The following is an 18368-nucleotide window of genomic DNA, read 5'->3' as shown; positions in this document are numbered from 1 at the left end:
TGCTTTTGCTGCAGTCCCAGGGCTATTGCGTGGCGTTCGCTCTGGCTCAACTGCTGGTAATTCTTCTGTGTCATCTTGGCCTCAATTCTCGGTGTTGCACTTCAGAATTGAGGCCGCCAAGCGCTGGTGGCCCAAATTGCTTGAATTTTTGGCGCTGCCTTCTACCCGCGCCGCGTTCCCGGGCCGCGCCGCATCCAGGCGCCGGTCGCCAGCAGCCCCAGGCAAAGCACCACCAGCGCCCAGGGCGAGTTGACGGGGATGTTGCTGGAGGCCACTTCTTCGAGCACCAGGTCGTCGTGGTAGCCCGCCGCGTCGAAGGTGAAGAAGCTGCCGGTTTTGAGTGCGATGGTCGCCTGGCTGGAGGTCGCCGTAAAGGTGCCGTCAAAGGGCTCCCACTGGAACTGGAAGACGCCGTTGAGCGCGAGGTTCGACACGTCGCGCCGGGCAATCAGCGTATCCAGCGGGCCGGGCGCCGCGTCGATGGTGGCTGCGCCCACGGCGCCGTCGTAGGCCACCACTTCCCACCAGGTGGCGTTGCCGCCGGCATTGCCCGTGACGCCCCCCGACCAGGCGCCGCGCAGCTGGTACACCCGCCCGGGGGTGACCGCCACGGTCTGGAACAGGCCCCCGTGTGCATTGCCCGCGCCACTGCCTTTTTTCTGCGCGTGGGACATTCCGGCGCCTCCGAACGGGCACTGGGTGGGCACCCAGATATCGCAGTCGTTGCTGTGTATCCAGGTGCCGTCCCAGAAGCCCGGCGGCGCCGTCCAGGTACTCCAGCCAGCCAGGCCGGCCTCGAAGTTGCCGTTGGTGAGCAGGTTCTGGGCACGCACGGCGGTTCCCCCCGCCAGGAGGAGCAGCAAGATCAGGGCACGAACAATGGCTGTCATTGGTAGGGCTTTCTGAAAGTCGAGGGGGAGCAGGGGGACGGTGCGCGGGGCGCCATGCCCGCCAATACCGAGCTGCAAAGAGGCGCAGTATCTGGGCCGATCCCCCCGGATGCAAGTTTTATCGGGCAGGCGGGCAGCGCAAGCTGGGCCGACCGGGCTGCCTTACCAGGCCGGTGTGCCTCACGCCGACGGGTTGCAGGTCACGCCACGTTTTGTGCATTTCGTCGCAAATGTCTCGCGGGGCCTGGGCGGGCTGGGCACAGTGCGGGTCGGTTTGGGCGTGTCCCAGCTTGACCCCCCCCCACAGAAAGCCCCTTCATGAAAAAACTGATTCTCTTCCTGGCCGCGCTGACCACCCTGGCAGCACACGCTGCCGACCTGCGCATTGAAGTCACCGTGCCTGCGCAAAAGCAGGGCGCCGTGCTGGCCGCACTGTTTGACAACAGCGAGGGCTTCCCGCGCGGCAAGCCGCTGCAGGTGGCCACGGCCCAGCCGGGCGATGGGAAGGCTGTGGTGCAGTTTGTGGGCCTGCCCGAAGGTGACTACGCCGTTTCGGTGTTTCTGGACGAGAACGCCAACATGAAACTCGACGCCAATGTGTTTGGCGTGCCGACCGAGTTATACGGCTTCAGCCGCAATGCGCGCAGCGCGCTGGGCCCACCGCAGTTCGCCGACGCGGCCTTCCGCGTGGGTGCCGATGTCAGCCCCCAGGCCATCGAACTCAAGTAAGCCAGCCAGGAGCCCGCGATGACCCACCCCCATCCACCGCGCCGCGCTGTTCTGGCAGCCCTGGGCGCCAGCCTGCTGCCCACGCTGAGCCACAGCGCCGATGCGCCCCATGCCTGGCGCAGCAGTTACACCCCCTACAACGGGCCTTTGAAGGCGCCGCTCACCAGTGGCCCGCTGCCCGTGAGGGGGCGCTGGCCCGCTGCCCTGCAGGGCACGCTGTACCGCATTGGCCCGGCCCGGCGCGAGCTCGGCAGCGTGGCCATGAACCACTGGTTTGACGGCGACGGAATGCTGCAGGCGTTTCGTTTTGAGGGCGGCAACCTATCAACGGTCACGTCGCCCCGGATTTCGCACCGAGGCGCCCTGCTGGCCACCCCCAAGCTCACAGCCGAAGAGGCCGCCGGTCGGCTGCTGTACTCGGGTTTTGCCACCACGCTGCCCAACTCGCCCCCGCTCAGCGGGCCGGACGACGTCAACCCTGCCAACATCAATCTGCTGGCCCTGCCCGCGCGCAAGGAGCTTTTTGCGCTGTGGGAAGCGGGTTCGGCCCTGGCGGTGGACCCGGTTACGCTGCAGGCCCAGGGGTTCAAGGCCTGGTCGCCCGAGACGCGGGGCGCGCCCTTCTCGGCCCATCCGCGTGTGGCGCCGGATGGCACGGTGTGGAATTTTGGCTATGTCCCGGGCTCGGGGAAGCTGCTGGTGTACGACATTGCACCGACTGGGCAGTTGCGCCGCCAGCATGTCCTGACCACGGAACAAGCAGACATGGTGCACGACTTCGCCATCACTGAGCGGCACTTGGTGTTCCTGCTCATGCCGCTGAAGTTCAACGGACAGCCCGGTGCCGGTAGCCCGCTGCCGCACTACCGCTGGGAAGACAAGGCGCCGCTGGTGGTGTTGCTCGTGGGCAAGGCGGACTTCAAGGTCCAGCGCTTTGAGTTGCCCGCCACCGGCCTGTTCCACCTGGCCAATGCCTGGGAAGAGGGTGGCACGGTGCAGGTGCGGTTTGTGGCGCAACCCGACATCCTGACCGCGCTGCGCCATCTGAACGTCGATGCCCCCCGCAGCACCTCGGTAGCGGCTGCGACGCAGTGGGCGCACATCACGCTCAACCCGTCCACCGGCCAGGCGCGGCTGGAGACACCGGGGCTTGCCCACGTGGAGTTCCCGCGCATCCACCCGGCTCGCAACGGGCTGCCCACGCGCTTCACCACCTTGCTGGCGCGCAGCCCGGGCATGGACGCGCAAGTGCAGGGCTTTGACACGGTGCTCACGCTGCAGGGCGACAAAAAACCGCAGCGCCATCGGTACGGCGCGGGCTGGATTGCAGAGGAGCATGTTTACATCCCCGCCAGCACCACCGCGCCCGAGGGCCGGGGCTGGGTGCTGGGCACCGCCTACCACTGGCCGACGGAGCGCACGACGCTGTCCGTGTTCGACGCCCAGGCGGTGAATGCCGGGCCGGTGGCCAGCGTCACGCTGCCCTATGGCCTGCCGCTGGGGCTGCACGGGCAGTTTGTTGCTGCTGGAGCTTGATCAAGGTGCTGGCTCTCGGCCAGCCCGGTGGCTGGCGCCAGTGATCAGGACTGGGCAGGCGGTCACGGTCTGCGCATGGCAATAACTTGCTTGCTGATTCAGTAATCCCTTGTAACACTTTCTGTTTTACGCAAAAAAGGGATTTCAGAATGAAGCGAGTCATGTTGGGTGCGCGGGGTAGTGTCGTTGCGGTGGTGGGATTGCTGGTGGCGCAGGGCGCAGCCGCGCAATCCATGGGTAGCGTGTCCTACGCGCCCCTGGCGGCCTCGAACGTGCCCACGATGTCTGAATGGGGGCTGATCGGAATGGCGGTTTTGTTGGCCCTGGCGGCCTATCACGCGATGCGTGCCCAGGGCGGCCGTGCGCTGAAGGCCTGGACAACGGGTCTCCTGGTTTGCGGAGTGCTCTCAGCGAGCCTTTGGAATCACCCCGCCATTGCGACCCCCGCGCCGGTGGAGATCGCCTTTGACCAGGCCACAGGCGGCGTGGCCAACATTCCCCACAGCACCGAACTCTTCTTCGGGGATTTGTTTCATATCTATACCGCCCAGAACCTGACGGACCGCGCGCAGCGGGTGACCGGCGTCAGCGTCATATCCGGACTGGTTGTGCTTCCTCCCACGGGCTTCACGCCAGAATGCACTGTGGGCTTGGTGCTGCAGCCCAACGAAGTCTGTTACATCAAGGTCTACAACGACAATCTGCCCGGTTGACCGGCGTCATATCGCGAGCGGGTCCACATCCACCAGCCACCGTATCAGCCCCTTGTGCTCGGGCTGACTGCGGGTGGTTTGCAGCACTGGCTGCCACGCGGCCAGAAAGCGCTGCAGGGTGGCGCGGCTGCTGCTTTCCATGAGCATCTGGGCGCGTTCCACATTGGCCACACGCTGGATGGTCAGCGGCACGGGCGGGAACAGGATGACCGTGCCATCGGGCAGCCCTGGCAGCTGCGCGGCGTGGGCGGCGGCGGTGGCAGCTGACAGAAAGCCCTGCGCCACCTCCTGCGTGCGGGCATCGGCCCGCACCAGCGCCTGGTAAGAGAACGGCGGCATGGCGGCCTCCTCGCGCTCCTTGAGCTGCTGGGCGGCAAAAGCCTCGTAGTCGTGCGTGCGCAGCGCTTCGAACACGGCATGTTTGGGGTGAAAACTCTGCACCCACATCTCGGGCTGCGTGCCATGCACCGCTTGCGCGGCCATGTAGGCCGCATCGCGCCCAGCCCGGCCTGCGGCCTGCATGAGCAGCGCAAACAGCCGCTCGGCCGCGCGGAAGTCGCTGCTGAACAGCGCGCCATCGGGCTGCACCGCGGCCACCAGCGTGATGCGCCGAAAGTCGTGCCCCTTGGCGATCATCTGCGTGCCCACCAGCACATCCACCTCACCAGAATGCACCTGCGCCAGCTGCGCCTCCAGCGCACCCTTGGCCTTGGTGGTGTCGGCGTCGATGCGGGCGATGCGGGCCGGCGTGCGGTCGGGCCGCAGCACTTCGGACAGCAGGGCGCCCAGTTGCTCTTCGAGCTGCTCGGTGCCCCGGCCCATGGGGTGGATGTCGGGGCTGCCACAGGTGGGGCAGTGGTAGGGCACGCGCACGGTGTAGCCGCAGTGGTGGCAGCGCAGGGTGCGGTCGGTCTTGTGGAAGACCTGGTGCGCGCTGCAGTGCGGGCAGTCGCTTTTCCAGCCGCAGTCCACGCAGTGCAGCACGGGGGCGTAGCCCCGGCGGTTCAGCAGCACCATGCTTTGTTCGCCGCGCGCCACGCGTTCGGTGATGGCCTGCAGCAGCGGCGCGCTGAACACCGTGCGCCGAGGCTGCTGGTTCATGTCCACCCGGCGCACCCGCGCCAGGGCGCCGGCACCGATGCGGCTGGGCATGTGCAGCCGCACATAGCGGCCGCCTTCGGGGTCGTCGGCCGTAGGGGGGCGACTGGCATACCAGCTCTCCAGCGACGGTGTGGCCGAGCCCAGAATGACTTTGGCGCCCTGCTCGCGCCCGCGCCAGATGGCCAGATCGCGGGCCGAGTAGCGCGCGCCCTCTTGTTGCTTGTAGCTGGGGTCGTGTTCTTCATCGACCACGATGAGTTTCAGCCCCGGCAGGCTGGCAAACACCGCCATGCGCGTGCCCAGCACAATGCGCGCGCTGCCGCTGTGGGCGGCCAGCCAGCTCTTGAGGCGCTGTGGGTTCGTCATACCGCTGTGCAGCGACACCACGGCACCGGGGCCGAAGCGCGGGGCAAAGCGGCCCACAAAGCGCTCTTCGAGCTGGGGGGTCAGGTTGATCTCGGGCACCATCACCAGGGCTTGCGCGGTGGGGTCGGCCTCCAGCATCTCCTGCACACAGCGCAAATACACCTCGGTCTTGCCGCTGCCCGTGCTGCCAAACAGCAGGAATGGGCCTTTTTCAGCAGAAATTCGGGCCCTGGCGCTTTCCTGTTCTGGGGTAGGTGCTATATTTTCAATAGCATTTGAAGTGTCGCCCCCTGCCTTGGCCGGGCGGCGCAGGCGGCGGGCGAGTTGTTCGGGGCGCAGGTCGCGCAGCTGGGGCGGCAAGGCGGCCGTAGCGACCTCGCCCAGGGCACGCTGGTAGTAGCGCGCGGCGAATGCCACCAGGCGGCGCCAGTGCAGGTCCAGCGGCGCCACACCGTCGAGCACACCGGCAATCGGCCGCAGCGTGGCGCCGTCAGGCAACTCGCCGGTGGCCTCGTCGGTATCCCACACCACGCCCAGCACCTCGCGGGTGCCCAGCGGCACGCGCACCAGCGTGCCGGGCGCGAGCGTGTGCTCACTGGCGTAGCTCAGCAGGTCGCCCACGCCGCTGTGCGACGGGGTGTGCAGGGCAACCTGGACGATGGTGGAGGGGGTAGGCATGGCAGAGGGCGGGTTACAGAGGCTTGTGGAAGTCGCGTGGAGGTTTAGGTGCTAAGTGCTTGATTTGATGAGGGGGCCCAAGTAATCCCGACTTTCTGTGGATAACTTTGTTGACATCCTGTCCGGACACCCTGCCAGCCCGCATGAATGCTGGCTGCGAACAGATTGCCCGGAAATGCGGCACACCAAAAAAATCGTTATGAATCAAGCATCTGAAGAAATTTCCCACGAATTTTTGTGCTAAGCCGTTGTGACGGACGTATGTTGCGCCGCATCACGGTTGGTGTGCATAAGTCGGACACGAGGGCTTCGTCAAGAGGACAGATGGCCCCCTTTTTGTGCTAGCTGTGGGGTGTCATGTTCACCCATTTCTTCGATATGGCCTGCAAGTGCTTGATTTCACAGGGTATTTGTAAGAAATCCAAAATTTCTGTGGATAACTTTGTTGATATCCCTTGGTTTTGCCCCGCAAGGCCTTGAAAATCCGTGCTTTGGCTGGATTGCCTGTCAAAAAAGCAGGGGATTTAAATCCATATAAATCAACGACTTAGCGGTTGCGCAAAGTTTTTTTACAAGTTGCCACCTGCAGTGGCTCGGGGCCGGTGGATGCTCCAATTTTGTGCATAAGTTCGCCTTGGAAGCGGGCTCGCCGGCACCTGAAGATCTTGAACAGGTTCTAAGGATTGTCGCAGGGCCTGCTGGGGCGCTGTGCGGTGGGGCTGGTGTCGTCGCAGGTCCCCGGTGATGGCGGCCGAGGTCGCTTTGCTTCAAGACGGCGTGGGCCCGCGTGGCGACGATGCGGCCATGGCTAACAACTCTTCTCCTTCCCTTGCAATAGCTCCCTCCATGGAGCGCGATGGTTTTGTGCTTGCCCGGCTGGACGATGTGGTGCAGGCCGCACGCGCCAACAGCCTGTGGTTCATGACCTTTGGCCTGGCCTGCTGTGCCGTCGAGATGATGCATGCCGCCATGGCGCGCTACGACCTGGACCAGTTCGGCATCATTCCGCGCTCCAGCCCACGCCATAGCGACCTGATGATCGTGGCCGGCACGCTGACGAACAAGATGGCGCCCGCCATCCGCAAGGTCTATGACCAGATGCCCGAGCCGCGCTATGTGGTCTCGATGGGCTCGTGCGCCAACGGCGGCGGGTATTACCACTACAGCTATTCGGTGGTGCGCGGCTGCGACCGCATCGTGCCGGTGGATGTCTATGTGCCCGGTTGCCCGCCCACGGCCGAGGCGCTGCTCTACGGCATCCTGCAGCTGCAGGCCAAGATCAAGCGCCCCCGTGTGATCCAGCGGTAAAGCGGTCGCAAAGCGCGGCGGCCACTTCAACTGCGCCGCAGCAGCCAGTCGGCATCGTCACCCGGCTGCTGGGTGTGGGCCTTGAGTGCAGCAGGAGGGCGTTCGAAAAGGCTGCGCGCCTCGCGGCTGAAGTGTGCCTGGTCGGCGTAGCCGTGGCGCAGCGCTGCATCCAGCGCACCCGCATCGCCGTCGCGCATGGTCAGCAGGGCGTGTTCGGCCCGCAGCATGCGCTCGATCTCGCCAGGCCGCAGGCCTACCAGTTGCCGTGTGCGGCGCTGCAGGTGCCGGGGCGTCCAGCCGAGCGTGGTGGCCAGGGTCTGGCGTGCGCCGCGCTGCCAGTCTTGTTGCAACACCTGCAGCCAGGCGGCGTGCCGGTCTGCCACGGCGCCCCAGCGCGGGGTGAGGAAGGCCACACACAGCGCCTTGCGCGCACCATGGTCGGGCGCCGCGTGGACGGCTGCCAGGAAAGGGCGCCAATCCTCAGGCAGCCAGGCGCTCGCGTCTGTGACCTGGTCGGTCAGCGGCGCAAGGTCCTGCCCGGTGAGCAGCCCCAGCGCGCCGGGCTGGAACGCCAGGCAGAACGAATCGCCATCACGGGATGAGACCGAGTGGTACGGATGTCGGTGGGCGCCCGACAGCGTGATGGCCGGCATGGCCGCTGCGATGGTCGCGCCCGCACATTCCACGAGTTGGGCGGTGCCCCGCGTGAGCCAGATGATGCCGGGGTAGGGGCTGGGCGGCACGCGCGTGTCCGTCGGGGTGTGGGTCGGCTGGCGGCCCAGGTCGCGCCAGAAAAAGGCGCGCACGCAGTCTGCGAGCGCGCCGGGTGGGGATTGCAGGGCCGAGGCGGGCAGTGCCTGCGGGCCGGTGGGGGACTCCGCTGGCCGCGGTACGGGGTGTTCCGTTGCCATCACTTGGTCCCTGCGCGGCGTGCCGGCGGTCTGGATACCTCGCCCGGGGTGTCAGCCCTGGCGCTGCGCGCGCGAGTGGCTGTGCACAGCCTCCACCAATGCCGCCACATGCTCGGGCGGGGTGAACTGGCTGATGCCATGGCCCAGGTTGAAGATGTGGGTGGGGCCGGTGGTGCTGCGGTCGGTGTGGGGTTTGCCGAAGCTGTCGAGCACCTTGTGCACCTGCTGCACGATCTGTGCGGGCGGCGCAAACAGCACGTTGGGGTCGATGTTGCCCTGCAGCGCCTTGCCCGGGCCGCCTGCCTGGCCGCCCACGATGGCGCGGGCCTTGCCCAGGTTGGCCGTCCAGTCCAGGCCCAGCACCTCGCAGTCGATGTCCTTCATGTCTTCCAGCCAGATGCCGCCGCCCTTGGTGAAAACGATGCGCGGCACGTCGGCGCCGTCCACGCCGATGCGCTTCAATTGCGCCAGCACGCGCGTGGTGTAGGCCAGGCTGAACTCCTGGAACGCGCCGTCGGCAAGCACGCCGCCCCAGCTGTCAAAAATCATCACGGCCTGGGCTCCGGCGTCGATCTGGGCGTTCAGGTACGCGGCCACGCTGTCGGCGTTGATGGCCAGGATGCGGTGCATCAGGTCTGGCCGGGCGTACATCAGGCTCTTGACCAGGCGGTAGTCGTCTGATCCCTTGCCTTCGACCATGTAGCACGCCAGTGTCCAGGGGCTGCCCGAAAAGCCGATCAACGGTACGCGGCCGTTCAGGGCCTTGCGGATGCTGGTGACCGCGTCGAACACGTAGCGCAGTTTGTCCATATCGGGCACGGCCAGCTCGGCCACGGCGGCTTCGTCGCGCACCACTTTGGCAAAGCGCGGGCCTTCGCCCTCGGCAAACGACAGGCCCAGGCCCATGGCGTCAGGCACGGTGAGGATGTCGCTGAACAGGATGGCCGCATCGAGCGGAAAGCGCTCCAGCGGCTGCAGGGTCACTTCGGTAGCGTAGTCCACATTGGTGGCCAGGCCCATGAAGCTGCCGGCCTGGGCGCGCGTGGCCTTGTACTCCGGCAGATAGCGCCCCGCCTGGCGCATGAGCCACAGGGGCGTGTAGTCGGTGGCCTGGCGGCGGCAGGCACGCAGGAAGGTGTCGTTGGCGAGGGGGGCGAAGGTCATCCTGCGATTGTCGCAGGCCGACCGCCGGCCTCGGCACCCGGCCTGGCGGCAGAAATTGATGCGCATCAAGCCAGGGCGCACGCGGAACCGGCTTCGCCGGTCCAGGCGTGGCGTCCCCCTCCCGGGGGAACCGGCGCAGCCGCTCAGGGGGGCTTCACCGTTCTGCGATGTAGTGCGACATGCGGACGGTTTCGCCGGGCGCCAAAAACGCCCGCACTTCGGTTTCCAGCGCCTGGTCGGCCATCGTGGCGCGGGCGCGCTGGTGCAGGTAGTCGGCCCAGGATTCAACGATGAAGCGCTCCACGTACCGCGAGGGTTCACCAAGGTCCTTGTACACCCGCCAAAAGGTGGCGCCGTCGCGCCTGCGCGGGGCCTTCATGCGGCTGATGGTGTCGAGGAACGCTGCATCGGTGCCGGGCGCAATGCGGTAGCCCACCTCCACAGCCACGGGGCCGGCCTCGGGCAGGGGCTCGGCCTCGATGAAGAGTTCATCCCACGGTGTGGCCTGTGTCACTTCGTGCAGCCCACCCATGCGCAGCGGCATGGGGCGTGCCAGCAGCAGCCCCACACCCATGAGCGCAGCGGCCACGTACAGCGTGGGAGCCAAGCCCACTATGTCGGATGCGGCGCCCCAGAATGCCGAGCCCATGGCAAACGCGCCCAGCGCGGCCACCATGTGCATGGCCACGGCGCGGGATCGCACCCACTGCGGGGCACTGGCCTGCGTGGCGGTGTTGAAGGTGGACATCGCCGACATCCACGCCGCGCCCGCAAACAGCATGGCGATGTAAACCACCCACGCCACCTTGGTCAGCGCTGCCACCAGCATGGCGGCAGCAAACACCACGCCGCCCACGCCTACGATGACCTCCATGCCAAAGCGCGCGCGCAGCCGCCCCAGCACCAGGCCAACGGCCACGGCACCCGTACCCAGGCAACCCATCAGCAGCCCAAAGCCCTGCGCACCGGTGCCCAGCTGGCGCTGCGCAATCACCGGCAGCAGCGCCCACAGGGCCGAGCCTGCCGCGCTGAACGCCATCACGCGCACCAGCTGCGCCAGGATGATGCGCGAGTGCCAGGCAAAACGCAGGCCACTGAGCGTGCCGCCCCACAGGCGCTCGGCGGGCAGCTTGGACGGCGGGTGTGCCTTGGGCGGCCAGCGGCGGATGGACTCCCACATCACCAGCGTCGTGGTCACCGTGACGGCAAACACCCAGCCCGCACCCAGCTGCGCAAACACCAGGCCCGCCAGCGTGGGCCCCACGGCGCGTGCGGCGTTGTAGGCAATGCTCACGGCGGTGATGGCCTGGGGCCATTCATCGCGCGGAACGGGGTCGATGACGGACGAGTTCCACGCCGGCGTGAGCACTGCTGTGCAGCAGCCACACACAAACACCAGAAACAGCACCGACGCCGGACCGCCCCAGCCGCCCAGCACCAGCAGCGTGAGCAGTGCACAGGCGCCCACCTGTGCCATCAGCGCGCCCGATATCAGCCTGCGTCGGTCGGTGGTGTCGGCCAGTACACCGGCTGGCAGGGCCAGCAAAAACATGGGCAAAAACACGGCGGTCTGCACCAGCGCCGCCAGGAACGACGAGCCCGTCAACTCCACCATGAGCCACGCAGCGGCCATGGTCTGCATGCCGCTGCCCACAAAAAAGATGCCACCGCAGATCCACAGGCCCCGGAAAGCGGGTTGGCGCAGGGGGCTCCACAAAGAGGTCGGGGGTGATGACATGGCGTGTGGGCAAAGAAAAAGGCGGACCGGAAGGAATGCGCTGGAGCGGCCACGCCCACCGCTGCGACCTTGCCAACGTGTCGCGCCGTTTGGTGTATTCCTGTGCAGTCAATCCCCAAAACGGGGGATGACACTGAGGAGGGTGTTTGTTAGTATTTGTGCGTGTTGTAGCTATTTGTATACAGCAGTGGCAAGCCTAGGTCAATTCACCGACGGAGGAGAGGGTATGTTGAAAAATAGCATTATTTCTTTGGGGTTTATTTGTGCGACCGGATTTGCGCACGCAGATCTCAAAAATATCAGCGCGGGCGGAGTTCATTCCGCAACCAATCTGGAGGCCATTGCTTGCACTATAGCCGGGTACGATGGGGCGTCGTACCGTGGGACCAAAGTGCTGTATATCTTTGCCGAATCGATGGGTAATGGGCGTGATCCCATGCTCAAAGTCAGCTCGCTGAAATACAACTATGTGATGCAGAACGACGACTGGGAGGAGGAATACTACGTCAATGGTTCAGCAAGAACCCCTGTGTCGGCGTCTTTGTATTCCAGCTTTTTGCGGACTCCTAAGCGGGCTACCGACGCGGCAGTCATTTATTTTGCAGACCCTGGTGAGGCTGTTTGTGCTTTCACCAAGGAGTATGCAAATGATGGAAACCTTTATCAGGTTCAAATTTCTATTACCGATGTCACGGCCGCCATTACGGGGGCAGGAATCCGATCTTCAGCAAACGATGCCGCCGTGGATCCAAATGGAATGCTGCGAGCTGATTTGAACCAGCTCATGGACATTCAGGCAAATACTGAAAAATAGGAAACTGCGATTCCAGGGGGTTTGGGAAGTACCGCTGGTGGCGCCGCCGTCACCAGTCTTGGTCTGTTCGCGAGGCTTTCCGGCCCCCGCGCAACCGGTAAGTGCGCGGCACATCGGTACGGCTTGCCACCAGAGCTTCCGCCCGTTTTTGCATATCGGCCAGCGCGTGGTCCAGGGCCTGAACCGTGCCCGTGTTCAGGCCTGCCAGCAGTTCCTGGTTAAGCGCCTTCACCTGGGGGAACAGCTGATCGTGCAGCGCCTGCCCCGCCGGGGTGAGCGATAGCACCGCCTGGCGCCGGTCGCCCGGCATCGCATCGCGGGTGAGCAGCTTTTTGGCCAGTAGCGACGTGATGGCGCGTGACGTGCGCGACCGGTCCAGCCCCAGCCGCTGGGCCAGCTCGGCCGGGGGCATGCCCGGGTGCTGTGCCAGCATCATCAGCAGCCCCCACTCGCGCCGTGTGATGCCGTAGCCCCCTTCGCACAGCCGCACCACCAGGCTGCCCGCGACGGCCAGCAGTCGGTTCAGACGATACATCAGCAGGTCATTGGCCGCTGCCGGATGGGTCAGGCGGTGGCCCGGTTCGGCGGGGCCTGGGGGGGCCGGGGTGGGCGCGGACCTCAGGGTATTTCCGTGCAATAGTTGATTAGATCAATCGATTGTGTGGCCAATACAGTGCGCCCATCAACCTGCGCGATGGTGCAGGGCCCTGCAACTGCCCCTGGAGACTTTTCGACGATGCGCAAACCCCTTTCATCGGTACTGGCCATAGCGCTGGCCCTGGCCGCCTCCATCACTCAAGCGCAGGAAGCCCCGTTGCGCATCGTGGTGGGCTACGCCCCTGGCGGCTCTACCGACCGCGTGGCCCGCATCGTGGCCGACAAGCTGGGCAGCAAGCTCGGTACGCCCGTGATCGTGGAGAACAAGACCGGCGCGGGCGGCCGCCTGTCGGCCCAGGCTGTCAAAGCCGCTCCCGCCAACCAGCCCACGCTGCTGCTGGCCAACCCCGCCGTGATGCTGGTGGCACCCCTGGTGTTCCCCGATGCGGGCTACGACCCCGAGCGCGACTTCCGCCCCGTGAGCCATGTCAACAGCTACGAATTCGGCGTGGCCGTGGGCAGCGCCGTGCCCGTCAAGGAGTTGCCCCACCTCATGGCCTGGCTGAAGGCCAACCCCGACAAGGCCAACTTCGGCGTGCCCGCCACCGGGAGCCTGCCGCACTTTTTCGGCCTGATGGTGGGCGATGCCGCCAAGGTGCGCGCCGAGGTGGTGGGCTACCGGGGCTCGGCGCCGCTGCTCAACGACCTGCTGGGCGGGCAGGTGCCCGTGGCGTTCGACACGTTCGACACCCTGCTGCCCCAGCACGAAGCGGGCAAGATACGCATCCTCGCGGTGTCGGGTGCCAAGCGCAGCGCGCTGGATGGAAAGATCCCCACCTTCAAGGAAAGCGGTTTGGACCTGGCTGCGACCGGATGGAACACCTTCTTCGCGCCCATGAGCATGCCCAAAGCGCAAGCCGAACGCCTGGCCAGTCTGATTCACGAGGTGATGAAGGACCCCGACACCCAGCGCAAGTTCGAGGCCGCCAAGATGGAGCCGGTGGTGGCGACCATGGCGCAGACCGAAGCCATGCTCAAGGCCTACCGTGCGCAATGGGCGCCGGTGGTGCAGCGCTCGGGCTTCAAACCATGACCACCCGTCCCAACATCATCTTCATCGTCGCCGACGACCTCGGCTATGCCGATCTGGGCTGCTACGGCGGGCGCGAGGCGACGTTTGGCCCGGTGTCGCCGGTGCTCGACCAGCTCGCGGCCAACGGCCTCAAGCTCACGCAGGGCTATTCCAATTCCCCCGTCTGCTCGCCCACGCGCTTTGCGTTGATGACGGCGCGCTACCAGTACCGACTGCGCGGCGCGGCCGAGGAGCCCATCAACAGCAAGAGCCGTGGCAGCACCACGCTGGGCCTGCCGCCCGAGCACCCCACGCTGCCCTCGCTGCTGCGCGCAGCGGGCTACCGAACGGCGCTGATGGGCAAGTGGCACCTGGGCTACCCGCCCGCGTTCGGGCCGCTGCGCTCGGGCTACGAAGAGTTCTTCGGGCCCATGTCGGGCGGGGTGGACTACTTCACCCACTGCAGTTCCAACGGCACCCACGACCTGTACCTGGGCGAGGAGGAAAAGCAGCAGGACGGCTACCTCACCGACCTCATCACCGACCACGCTCTCGACTACGTAGCTCGCATGGCGCCCGGCGCGCAGGCGGGTACACCGTTCTTCTTGAGCCTGCACTACACCGCGCCCCACTGGCCGTGGGAGACGCGCGATGACGGGGCGCTGGCGCAGGAGGTCAAGGGCAACCTGTTCCATCTGCACGGCGGCAACATCGAGACCTACCGCCGCATGATCCACCACATGGACGAGGGCATCGGCCGCATCATGGCGCTGCTGCAGTCCTTGGGCCTGGCGCGCGACACGCTGGTCGTGTTCACCAGCGACAACGGTGGCGAGCGCTTCTCGGACAACTGGCCGCTGGTGGGCGGCAAGATGGACCTGACCGAAGGCGGCATCCGCGTGCCCTGGATCGCACACTGGCCTGCCGTGATCGCACCCGGCGGCGTGAGCGCGCAGACCTGCATGACCATGGACTGGTCGGCCACCATGCTCGACGCCGCAGGCGCCGCCGCGCATGCGGACTACCCGCTGGACGGCCGCTCGCTGATGCCGCTGCTGCGCGATGCCAGCCTGCACGACGAGCCCCCGCTGTTCTGGCGCATGAACCACCGGGGCCAGCGCGCCATGCGCCAGGGCGTGTGGAAGTACCTGCGCGTGGACGGCAACGACTACCTGTTCAACCTGGCCGACGATGAGCGCGAGCGTGCCAACCGCGCGTCCGTGGAGCCCGAGCGCCTGCAGGCCATGCGCGCCGCGTGGGAGGCCTGGAATGCGTCAATGCCCGCCATTCCCGACGATGCGACCGTGAGCCTGGGGTACTCGATCAAGGATATGCCGCAGCGCTGAGCCCGACGGGCAGGCGAGCGGAGGGGTGGCGGGAGGGCTTGCCCTGTTGCCCGCCAGCCTCGCTTGCCGGTAGATTGGGCGCCATGCCCGCCGCCTCTGCGTCCTCGTCCCCCGCTGCTGTGCGCCTGTGGAGCACCGACGTGGTGGCGCCGCCCGCGCGCCTGGACTACTGGGTGGGCGCGATCTGCGAGGCGTTTCTGGAGATGGATTGCAGCTCCCGCGAGGCGCCGCTGTTTGGCGGGGAGCTGCAAAGCCTGCCGGTGGAGACGCTGTCCATCAACCGCGTGCGGGCCTCCACCCAGGATGTCTTTCGCACGCCCGCAGGCATTGCACGCAGCCGCCAGCTGCCTTTCTACTTGATCGGCCAGGCCGAGACCGCGTGGCATGTGCGCCAGGATGGCCATGTGGCCCACCTGCGGCCGGGCGATGTGGTGCTGCTGGATTCGGCTAGGCCCTATGAACTGCACTTTCCTGAAGGCGTGCACTGCGTGTCGCTGCAGCTGCCGCGCGCCTGGGTGGGGCAGTGGCTGCAGCAGGCCGAGGCGCCCGGCCCGCGCGTGGCCTGGCGCGACCAGGGCTGGGGCCAGAGCCTGGGGGCGCTGGCCGTGCAGCTGGCGCGTGACCCGGCCTCGGCGCAGGCCCTGCCGCCTGCACTGCTGTCCGACCACCTGGGCGCGCTGCTGTGCGCTGCGCTGGAGCCGCCCCAGCCACCGGCACCCACGGCGGCGCGCAGCCTGCACGCCCATCTGTGTGCGCTGCTGCGGGCGCGCATTGACCAGCCGGGCCTCTCGGCCCCGGCCCTGGCGCAGGAGGCGGGTGTGTCGCAGCGCACCCTGCACCGGGCGTTTGCGGCACAGGGCCACACCTTTGCGGGCACGTTGCGCGAACTGCGCCTGGCGCGTGCAGGCGAGCTGCTGCGCCGCCCCCAGCTGGCCCATGTGGCCGTGGGCGAGATCGGGCGGCGCTGCGGCTTTGCGGACCCCTCGCATTTCGCACGCGCCTTCCAGCGCGCCATGGGCGTGTCGCCCGCGCAGTGGCGGCGCGGCGGCTGATTCCGTTTCCAAATCATCCGTGTCGTTGTTGCTTCGCCTTGCCGTGCTACAGCACTGTCTGCGGCTTCGCGCCTAGACACGAATGATTTGGAAACGGAATGAGGCCAAGCGTTTAGACGGCCCCGTAGGCCCGGCGATGAAGCCTTTGGCACATCCAGCACAGCCGACTGGCACGCGCAGGCCATTCCGTGCCACCGGGTGTTTCTAAGGTAGCGGCAGGGCGGATTGTCCGGTCCTGCAACACAACCCCAAGGAGACACACATGCCGGATACCTATGTCCTGGTCCATGGCGCCTGGCACACCGGTGCCGAGATGGAAGCCACCGCCACGCACCTGCGGGCGCGCGGCCACACCGTGCACTGCCCCACGCTCGCGGGCAACAACCCCGGCGACGACCGCGCGGCCACGGGTCTCGCCGACGCGGTGGATTCGCTGGCGGCCTTCATCGAAGGCCAGGGCCTGACCGACGTGCGCCTGGTGGGCCACAGCTATGGCGGCATGGTCATCAGCCACATGCCCGCGCGTCTGCCTGGGAGCATCCGCCGCTTGGTGTACTGGAACGCTTTTGTGCCGCAGCCAGGCGAATGCCTGAACGACCTGGTGCCGCCGCACTACCGCGCGCTGTTCGACCAGGTCGCGGCCAGCAGCGGCAATGCCGTGATGCTGCCGTACCCCATCTGGCGCGAGGCCTTCATCAACGATGCCGACGAGGCCCTGGCGCAAAGCACCTACGCACTGCTCAACCCCCACCCCTACCGCACCTTCACTGAACCCGCGCAGCTGCCCGTGCCGCTGGCCGCACTGGAGTTGGGCAAGAGCTACCTGAATGCGCAGCAGGACACCGCGCTGCCGCACAGCCTGCCCTGGCACCCGCGCCTGTCGGAGCGGCTGGGCCTGTTCCGCCTGGTGGAGTGCCCGGGCAGCCATGAGCTGTGCTTTTCCGACCCTGCATCGGCGGCCTTGCACATCGGGCGGGCGGGGCGCGACTGAAGGGAGCCTTCCAGGTTGGATTGATTTTTGGTGTTTTTGGCCACTAGCGCTTGATGGGTAAGCGCTGGTAGCTATCAATTCAGAAGCGTTTCGCTTTTTCCCGCCTCCAGCAGCCGCACGAGCAGCGGGTGCATCACCTTGCGGGCGCTGTAGATCAGGTGGAACTGCTCCTGCACATCGGGTGCGGTGCCCACCTGCACCAGCCCGTGGGTCTGTGCCAGGTGCTCGCCCAGCGACACCGGCGCGGGCATCACGCCCATGCCGGTGGCGGCAAAGGTGCTCAAGAGCGCGCTGTCTTCAAACTCCCCCGCAATGCGCGGGCGGATGCGTTCGCGCTCCAGCCAGTGGTCGATGCGCGCGCGCATGGCGGCGTGGTCGGTGGGCAGCAGTACGGGCACCACGGCCAGGCTGTGGGGGAAGTTGTTGGTGGCCGCATCGGCCCACAGCGGCGGCGCGTACCAGGCAATCGCGCTCGTGCCCAGCAGCTGGCTGGTGGTGCGCAGGGCGGGGTTGGGCGGTGCGGCGCGGTCGGCCAGCACGGCATCGAGCTTGTGCAGCGCCAGCTCGCCCAGGAGGGGCTGGAACTCGCCCTCGTGGCACAGCAGGCGCAGATGGGGCTCGTCCAGCACGGGCGTCAGCAGCCGGTGCACGGCCAGTTTGGCAATGCCGTCGGAAATGCCCAGGTTCAGCCGCAGCGTCTGGCCGGTGGCCGCCTCGCGCACGCGCACCGGCAGCAGCTCGCCCAGCGCAAAGATGTGGTCGGCCTCGTGCAGCGCGGCCACGCCCGCGTCGGTCAGCACCAGGTTGCGGCCCTCGGTGCGCAGCAGGCTCACGCCCAGCGACTTTTCCAGCTCGCGCACCTGGGCGCTGATGGTCTGAACGGCCATGTCCAGCCGCTCGGCGGCGCGGGCGATGCCGCCCTCCTTGGCCACCACCCAGAAGTAGAAAAGATGGCGGTAGTTGAAGCTCTGGCTCATGATCTCTTTGTGGTGTGGCCGTTCAAAAGTGTTTGGTTCGTAAAAACCGAACCAATACTACTGTGATCACAGGTTTTAAAGAAGTACCCCAGCCCCTACAGTCCACGGCTTGGGCGCCCGGCTTGCCTGGGTGTGTGAGGGCATTTTTGGAGAAACTCGATGGAAACAATAGGAACGTGGTGGATGTGGGCGGGATTTGCCGTCTTCGTGGTCGTTGCCATAGCCGTTGACCTGCTGGTCATGGAGCGCCAGGGCGCGCGAGGGTGTGCAGAATTTTGTGTAAACGGACAATCCACCGCAGGCGAGAGCCTGCTTGTCCGCAAACACAATGACAACCAAGAAGCACGAAGTACCGCAAAAACTGCTGGCCAGCCTGCTGGCCGAC

General features: G+C 66.4%; 16 protein-coding genes and 1 pseudogene. 10 read left to right on the top strand and 7 right to left on the bottom strand.

Annotation, left to right across the window (positions count from 1 at the left end; translation table 11 throughout):
• Positions 1-161: 161 nt before the first annotated feature.
• On the bottom strand, positions 162-890 hold the full coding sequence (locus tag NFX52_RS23875) for a hypothetical protein (protein ID WP_252635851.1): 729 nt from the start codon (positions 888-890) through the stop codon (positions 162-164).
• 318 nt (positions 891-1208) lie between these two features.
• Between NFX52_RS23875 and NFX52_RS23870 the strand changes: the two genes are divergently transcribed.
• From NFX52_RS23870 to NFX52_RS23860, 3 genes are all read left to right on the top strand, one after another.
• Positions 1209-1619 (top strand): DUF2141 domain-containing protein, encoded by a 411-nt coding sequence (locus NFX52_RS23870; protein WP_055398954.1) that lies wholly within the window; start codon positions 1209-1211, stop codon positions 1617-1619.
• 18 nt (positions 1620-1637) lie between these two features.
• Complete coding sequence (locus tag NFX52_RS23865; protein ID WP_055398952.1) at positions 1638-3155, top strand: carotenoid oxygenase family protein; 1518 nt, start codon at positions 1638-1640, stop codon at positions 3153-3155.
• Positions 3156-3304: 149 nt separating this feature from the next.
• Complete coding sequence (locus tag NFX52_RS23860; protein WP_082437484.1) at positions 3305-3868, top strand: midcut-by-XrtH protein; 564 nt, start codon at positions 3305-3307, stop codon at positions 3866-3868.
• A gap of 6 nt (positions 3869-3874) precedes the next feature.
• Here the strand turns inward: NFX52_RS23860 and priA are convergent, their stop codons facing one another.
• Positions 3875-6013 carry a replication restart helicase PriA gene (gene priA / locus NFX52_RS23855; protein ID WP_055398948.1) on the bottom strand — a complete coding sequence of 713 codons (2139 nt, stop codon included), beginning with the start codon at positions 6011-6013 and terminating at the stop codon, positions 3875-3877.
• A gap of 846 nt (positions 6014-6859) precedes the next feature.
• Between priA and NFX52_RS23850 the strand changes: the two genes are divergently transcribed.
• Complete coding sequence (locus NFX52_RS23850) at positions 6860-7321, top strand: NuoB/complex I 20 kDa subunit family protein (RefSeq protein WP_369801366.1); 462 nt, start codon at positions 6860-6862, stop codon at positions 7319-7321.
• 26 nt (positions 7322-7347) lie between these two features.
• Here the strand turns inward: NFX52_RS23850 and NFX52_RS23845 are convergent, their stop codons facing one another.
• The 3 genes from NFX52_RS23845 to NFX52_RS23835 form a co-directional block, all read right to left on the bottom strand.
• Positions 7348-8232, bottom strand: a complete 885-nt coding sequence (locus NFX52_RS23845) for a helix-turn-helix transcriptional regulator (protein ID WP_055398946.1) — start codon at positions 8230-8232, stop codon at positions 7348-7350.
• Between the two features lie 51 nt (positions 8233-8283).
• The gene (gene hemE, locus NFX52_RS23840) at positions 8284-9396 is read right to left on the bottom strand and encodes a uroporphyrinogen decarboxylase (protein WP_055398944.1); all 1113 of its coding nucleotides are present in this window, start codon (positions 9394-9396) and stop codon (positions 8284-8286) included.
• A 154-nt stretch (positions 9397-9550) separates the two neighbouring features.
• Positions 9551-11134 carry an MFS transporter gene (locus NFX52_RS23835; RefSeq protein ID WP_055398942.1) on the bottom strand — a complete coding sequence of 528 codons (1584 nt, stop codon included), beginning with the start codon at positions 11132-11134 and terminating at the stop codon, positions 9551-9553.
• Between the two features lie 226 nt (positions 11135-11360).
• Here NFX52_RS23835 and NFX52_RS23830 point away from each other — a divergent pair, with 226 nt between their 5' ends.
• The gene (locus NFX52_RS23830; RefSeq protein ID WP_055398940.1) at positions 11361-11948 is read left to right on the top strand and encodes a hypothetical protein; all 588 of its coding nucleotides are present in this window, start codon (positions 11361-11363) and stop codon (positions 11946-11948) included.
• Positions 11949-11997: 49 nt separating this feature from the next.
• On the opposite strand, the gene NFX52_RS23825 is transcribed toward NFX52_RS23830, so the two are convergent.
• Positions 11998-12483 carry a MarR family winged helix-turn-helix transcriptional regulator gene (locus NFX52_RS23825; protein ID WP_156358761.1) on the bottom strand — a complete coding sequence of 162 codons (486 nt, stop codon included), beginning with the start codon at positions 12481-12483 and terminating at the stop codon, positions 11998-12000.
• A gap of 201 nt (positions 12484-12684) precedes the next feature.
• On the opposite strand from NFX52_RS23825, the gene NFX52_RS23820 reads away from it, so the two are divergent.
• From NFX52_RS23820 to NFX52_RS23805, 4 genes are all read left to right on the top strand, one after another.
• The gene (locus tag NFX52_RS23820; protein ID WP_055398353.1) at positions 12685-13638 is read left to right on the top strand and encodes a Bug family tripartite tricarboxylate transporter substrate binding protein; all 954 of its coding nucleotides are present in this window, start codon (positions 12685-12687) and stop codon (positions 13636-13638) included.
• Positions 13635-14963: a sulfatase family protein gene (locus tag NFX52_RS23815; protein ID WP_055398352.1), complete on the top strand. Its 1329-nt coding sequence runs from the start codon at positions 13635-13637 to the stop codon at positions 14961-14963. The genes NFX52_RS23820 and NFX52_RS23815 overlap by 4 nt, the downstream gene beginning before the upstream one ends.
• A gap of 83 nt (positions 14964-15046) precedes the next feature.
• Complete coding sequence (locus NFX52_RS23810) at positions 15047-16015, top strand: helix-turn-helix domain-containing protein (RefSeq protein WP_055398351.1); 969 nt, start codon at positions 15047-15049, stop codon at positions 16013-16015.
• Positions 16016-16277: 262 nt separating this feature from the next.
• Positions 16278-17006, top strand: a complete 729-nt coding sequence (locus NFX52_RS23805; RefSeq protein WP_055398350.1) for an alpha/beta hydrolase — start codon at positions 16278-16280, stop codon at positions 17004-17006.
• Between the two features lie 74 nt (positions 17007-17080).
• Here the strand turns inward: NFX52_RS23805 and NFX52_RS23800 are convergent, their stop codons facing one another.
• Entirely contained in the window at positions 17081-17983 is a 903-nt protein-coding gene (locus NFX52_RS23800; RefSeq protein ID WP_055398349.1) for a LysR family transcriptional regulator, read from the bottom strand.
• A 159-nt stretch (positions 17984-18142) separates the two neighbouring features.
• On the opposite strand from NFX52_RS23800, the pseudogene NFX52_RS23795 reads away from it, so the two are divergent.
• Positions 18143-18368 (top strand): annotated as a pseudogene (locus NFX52_RS23795) (hypothetical protein); the annotation flags it as partial.

Origin of the sequence: Acidovorax facilis (assembly GCF_023913775.1) — a bacterium.
Classification (GTDB): Bacteria; Pseudomonadota; Gammaproteobacteria; order Burkholderiales; family Burkholderiaceae_C; genus Acidovorax; species Acidovorax facilis.
This window is presented reverse-complemented; position numbering and strand designations above follow the sequence as displayed.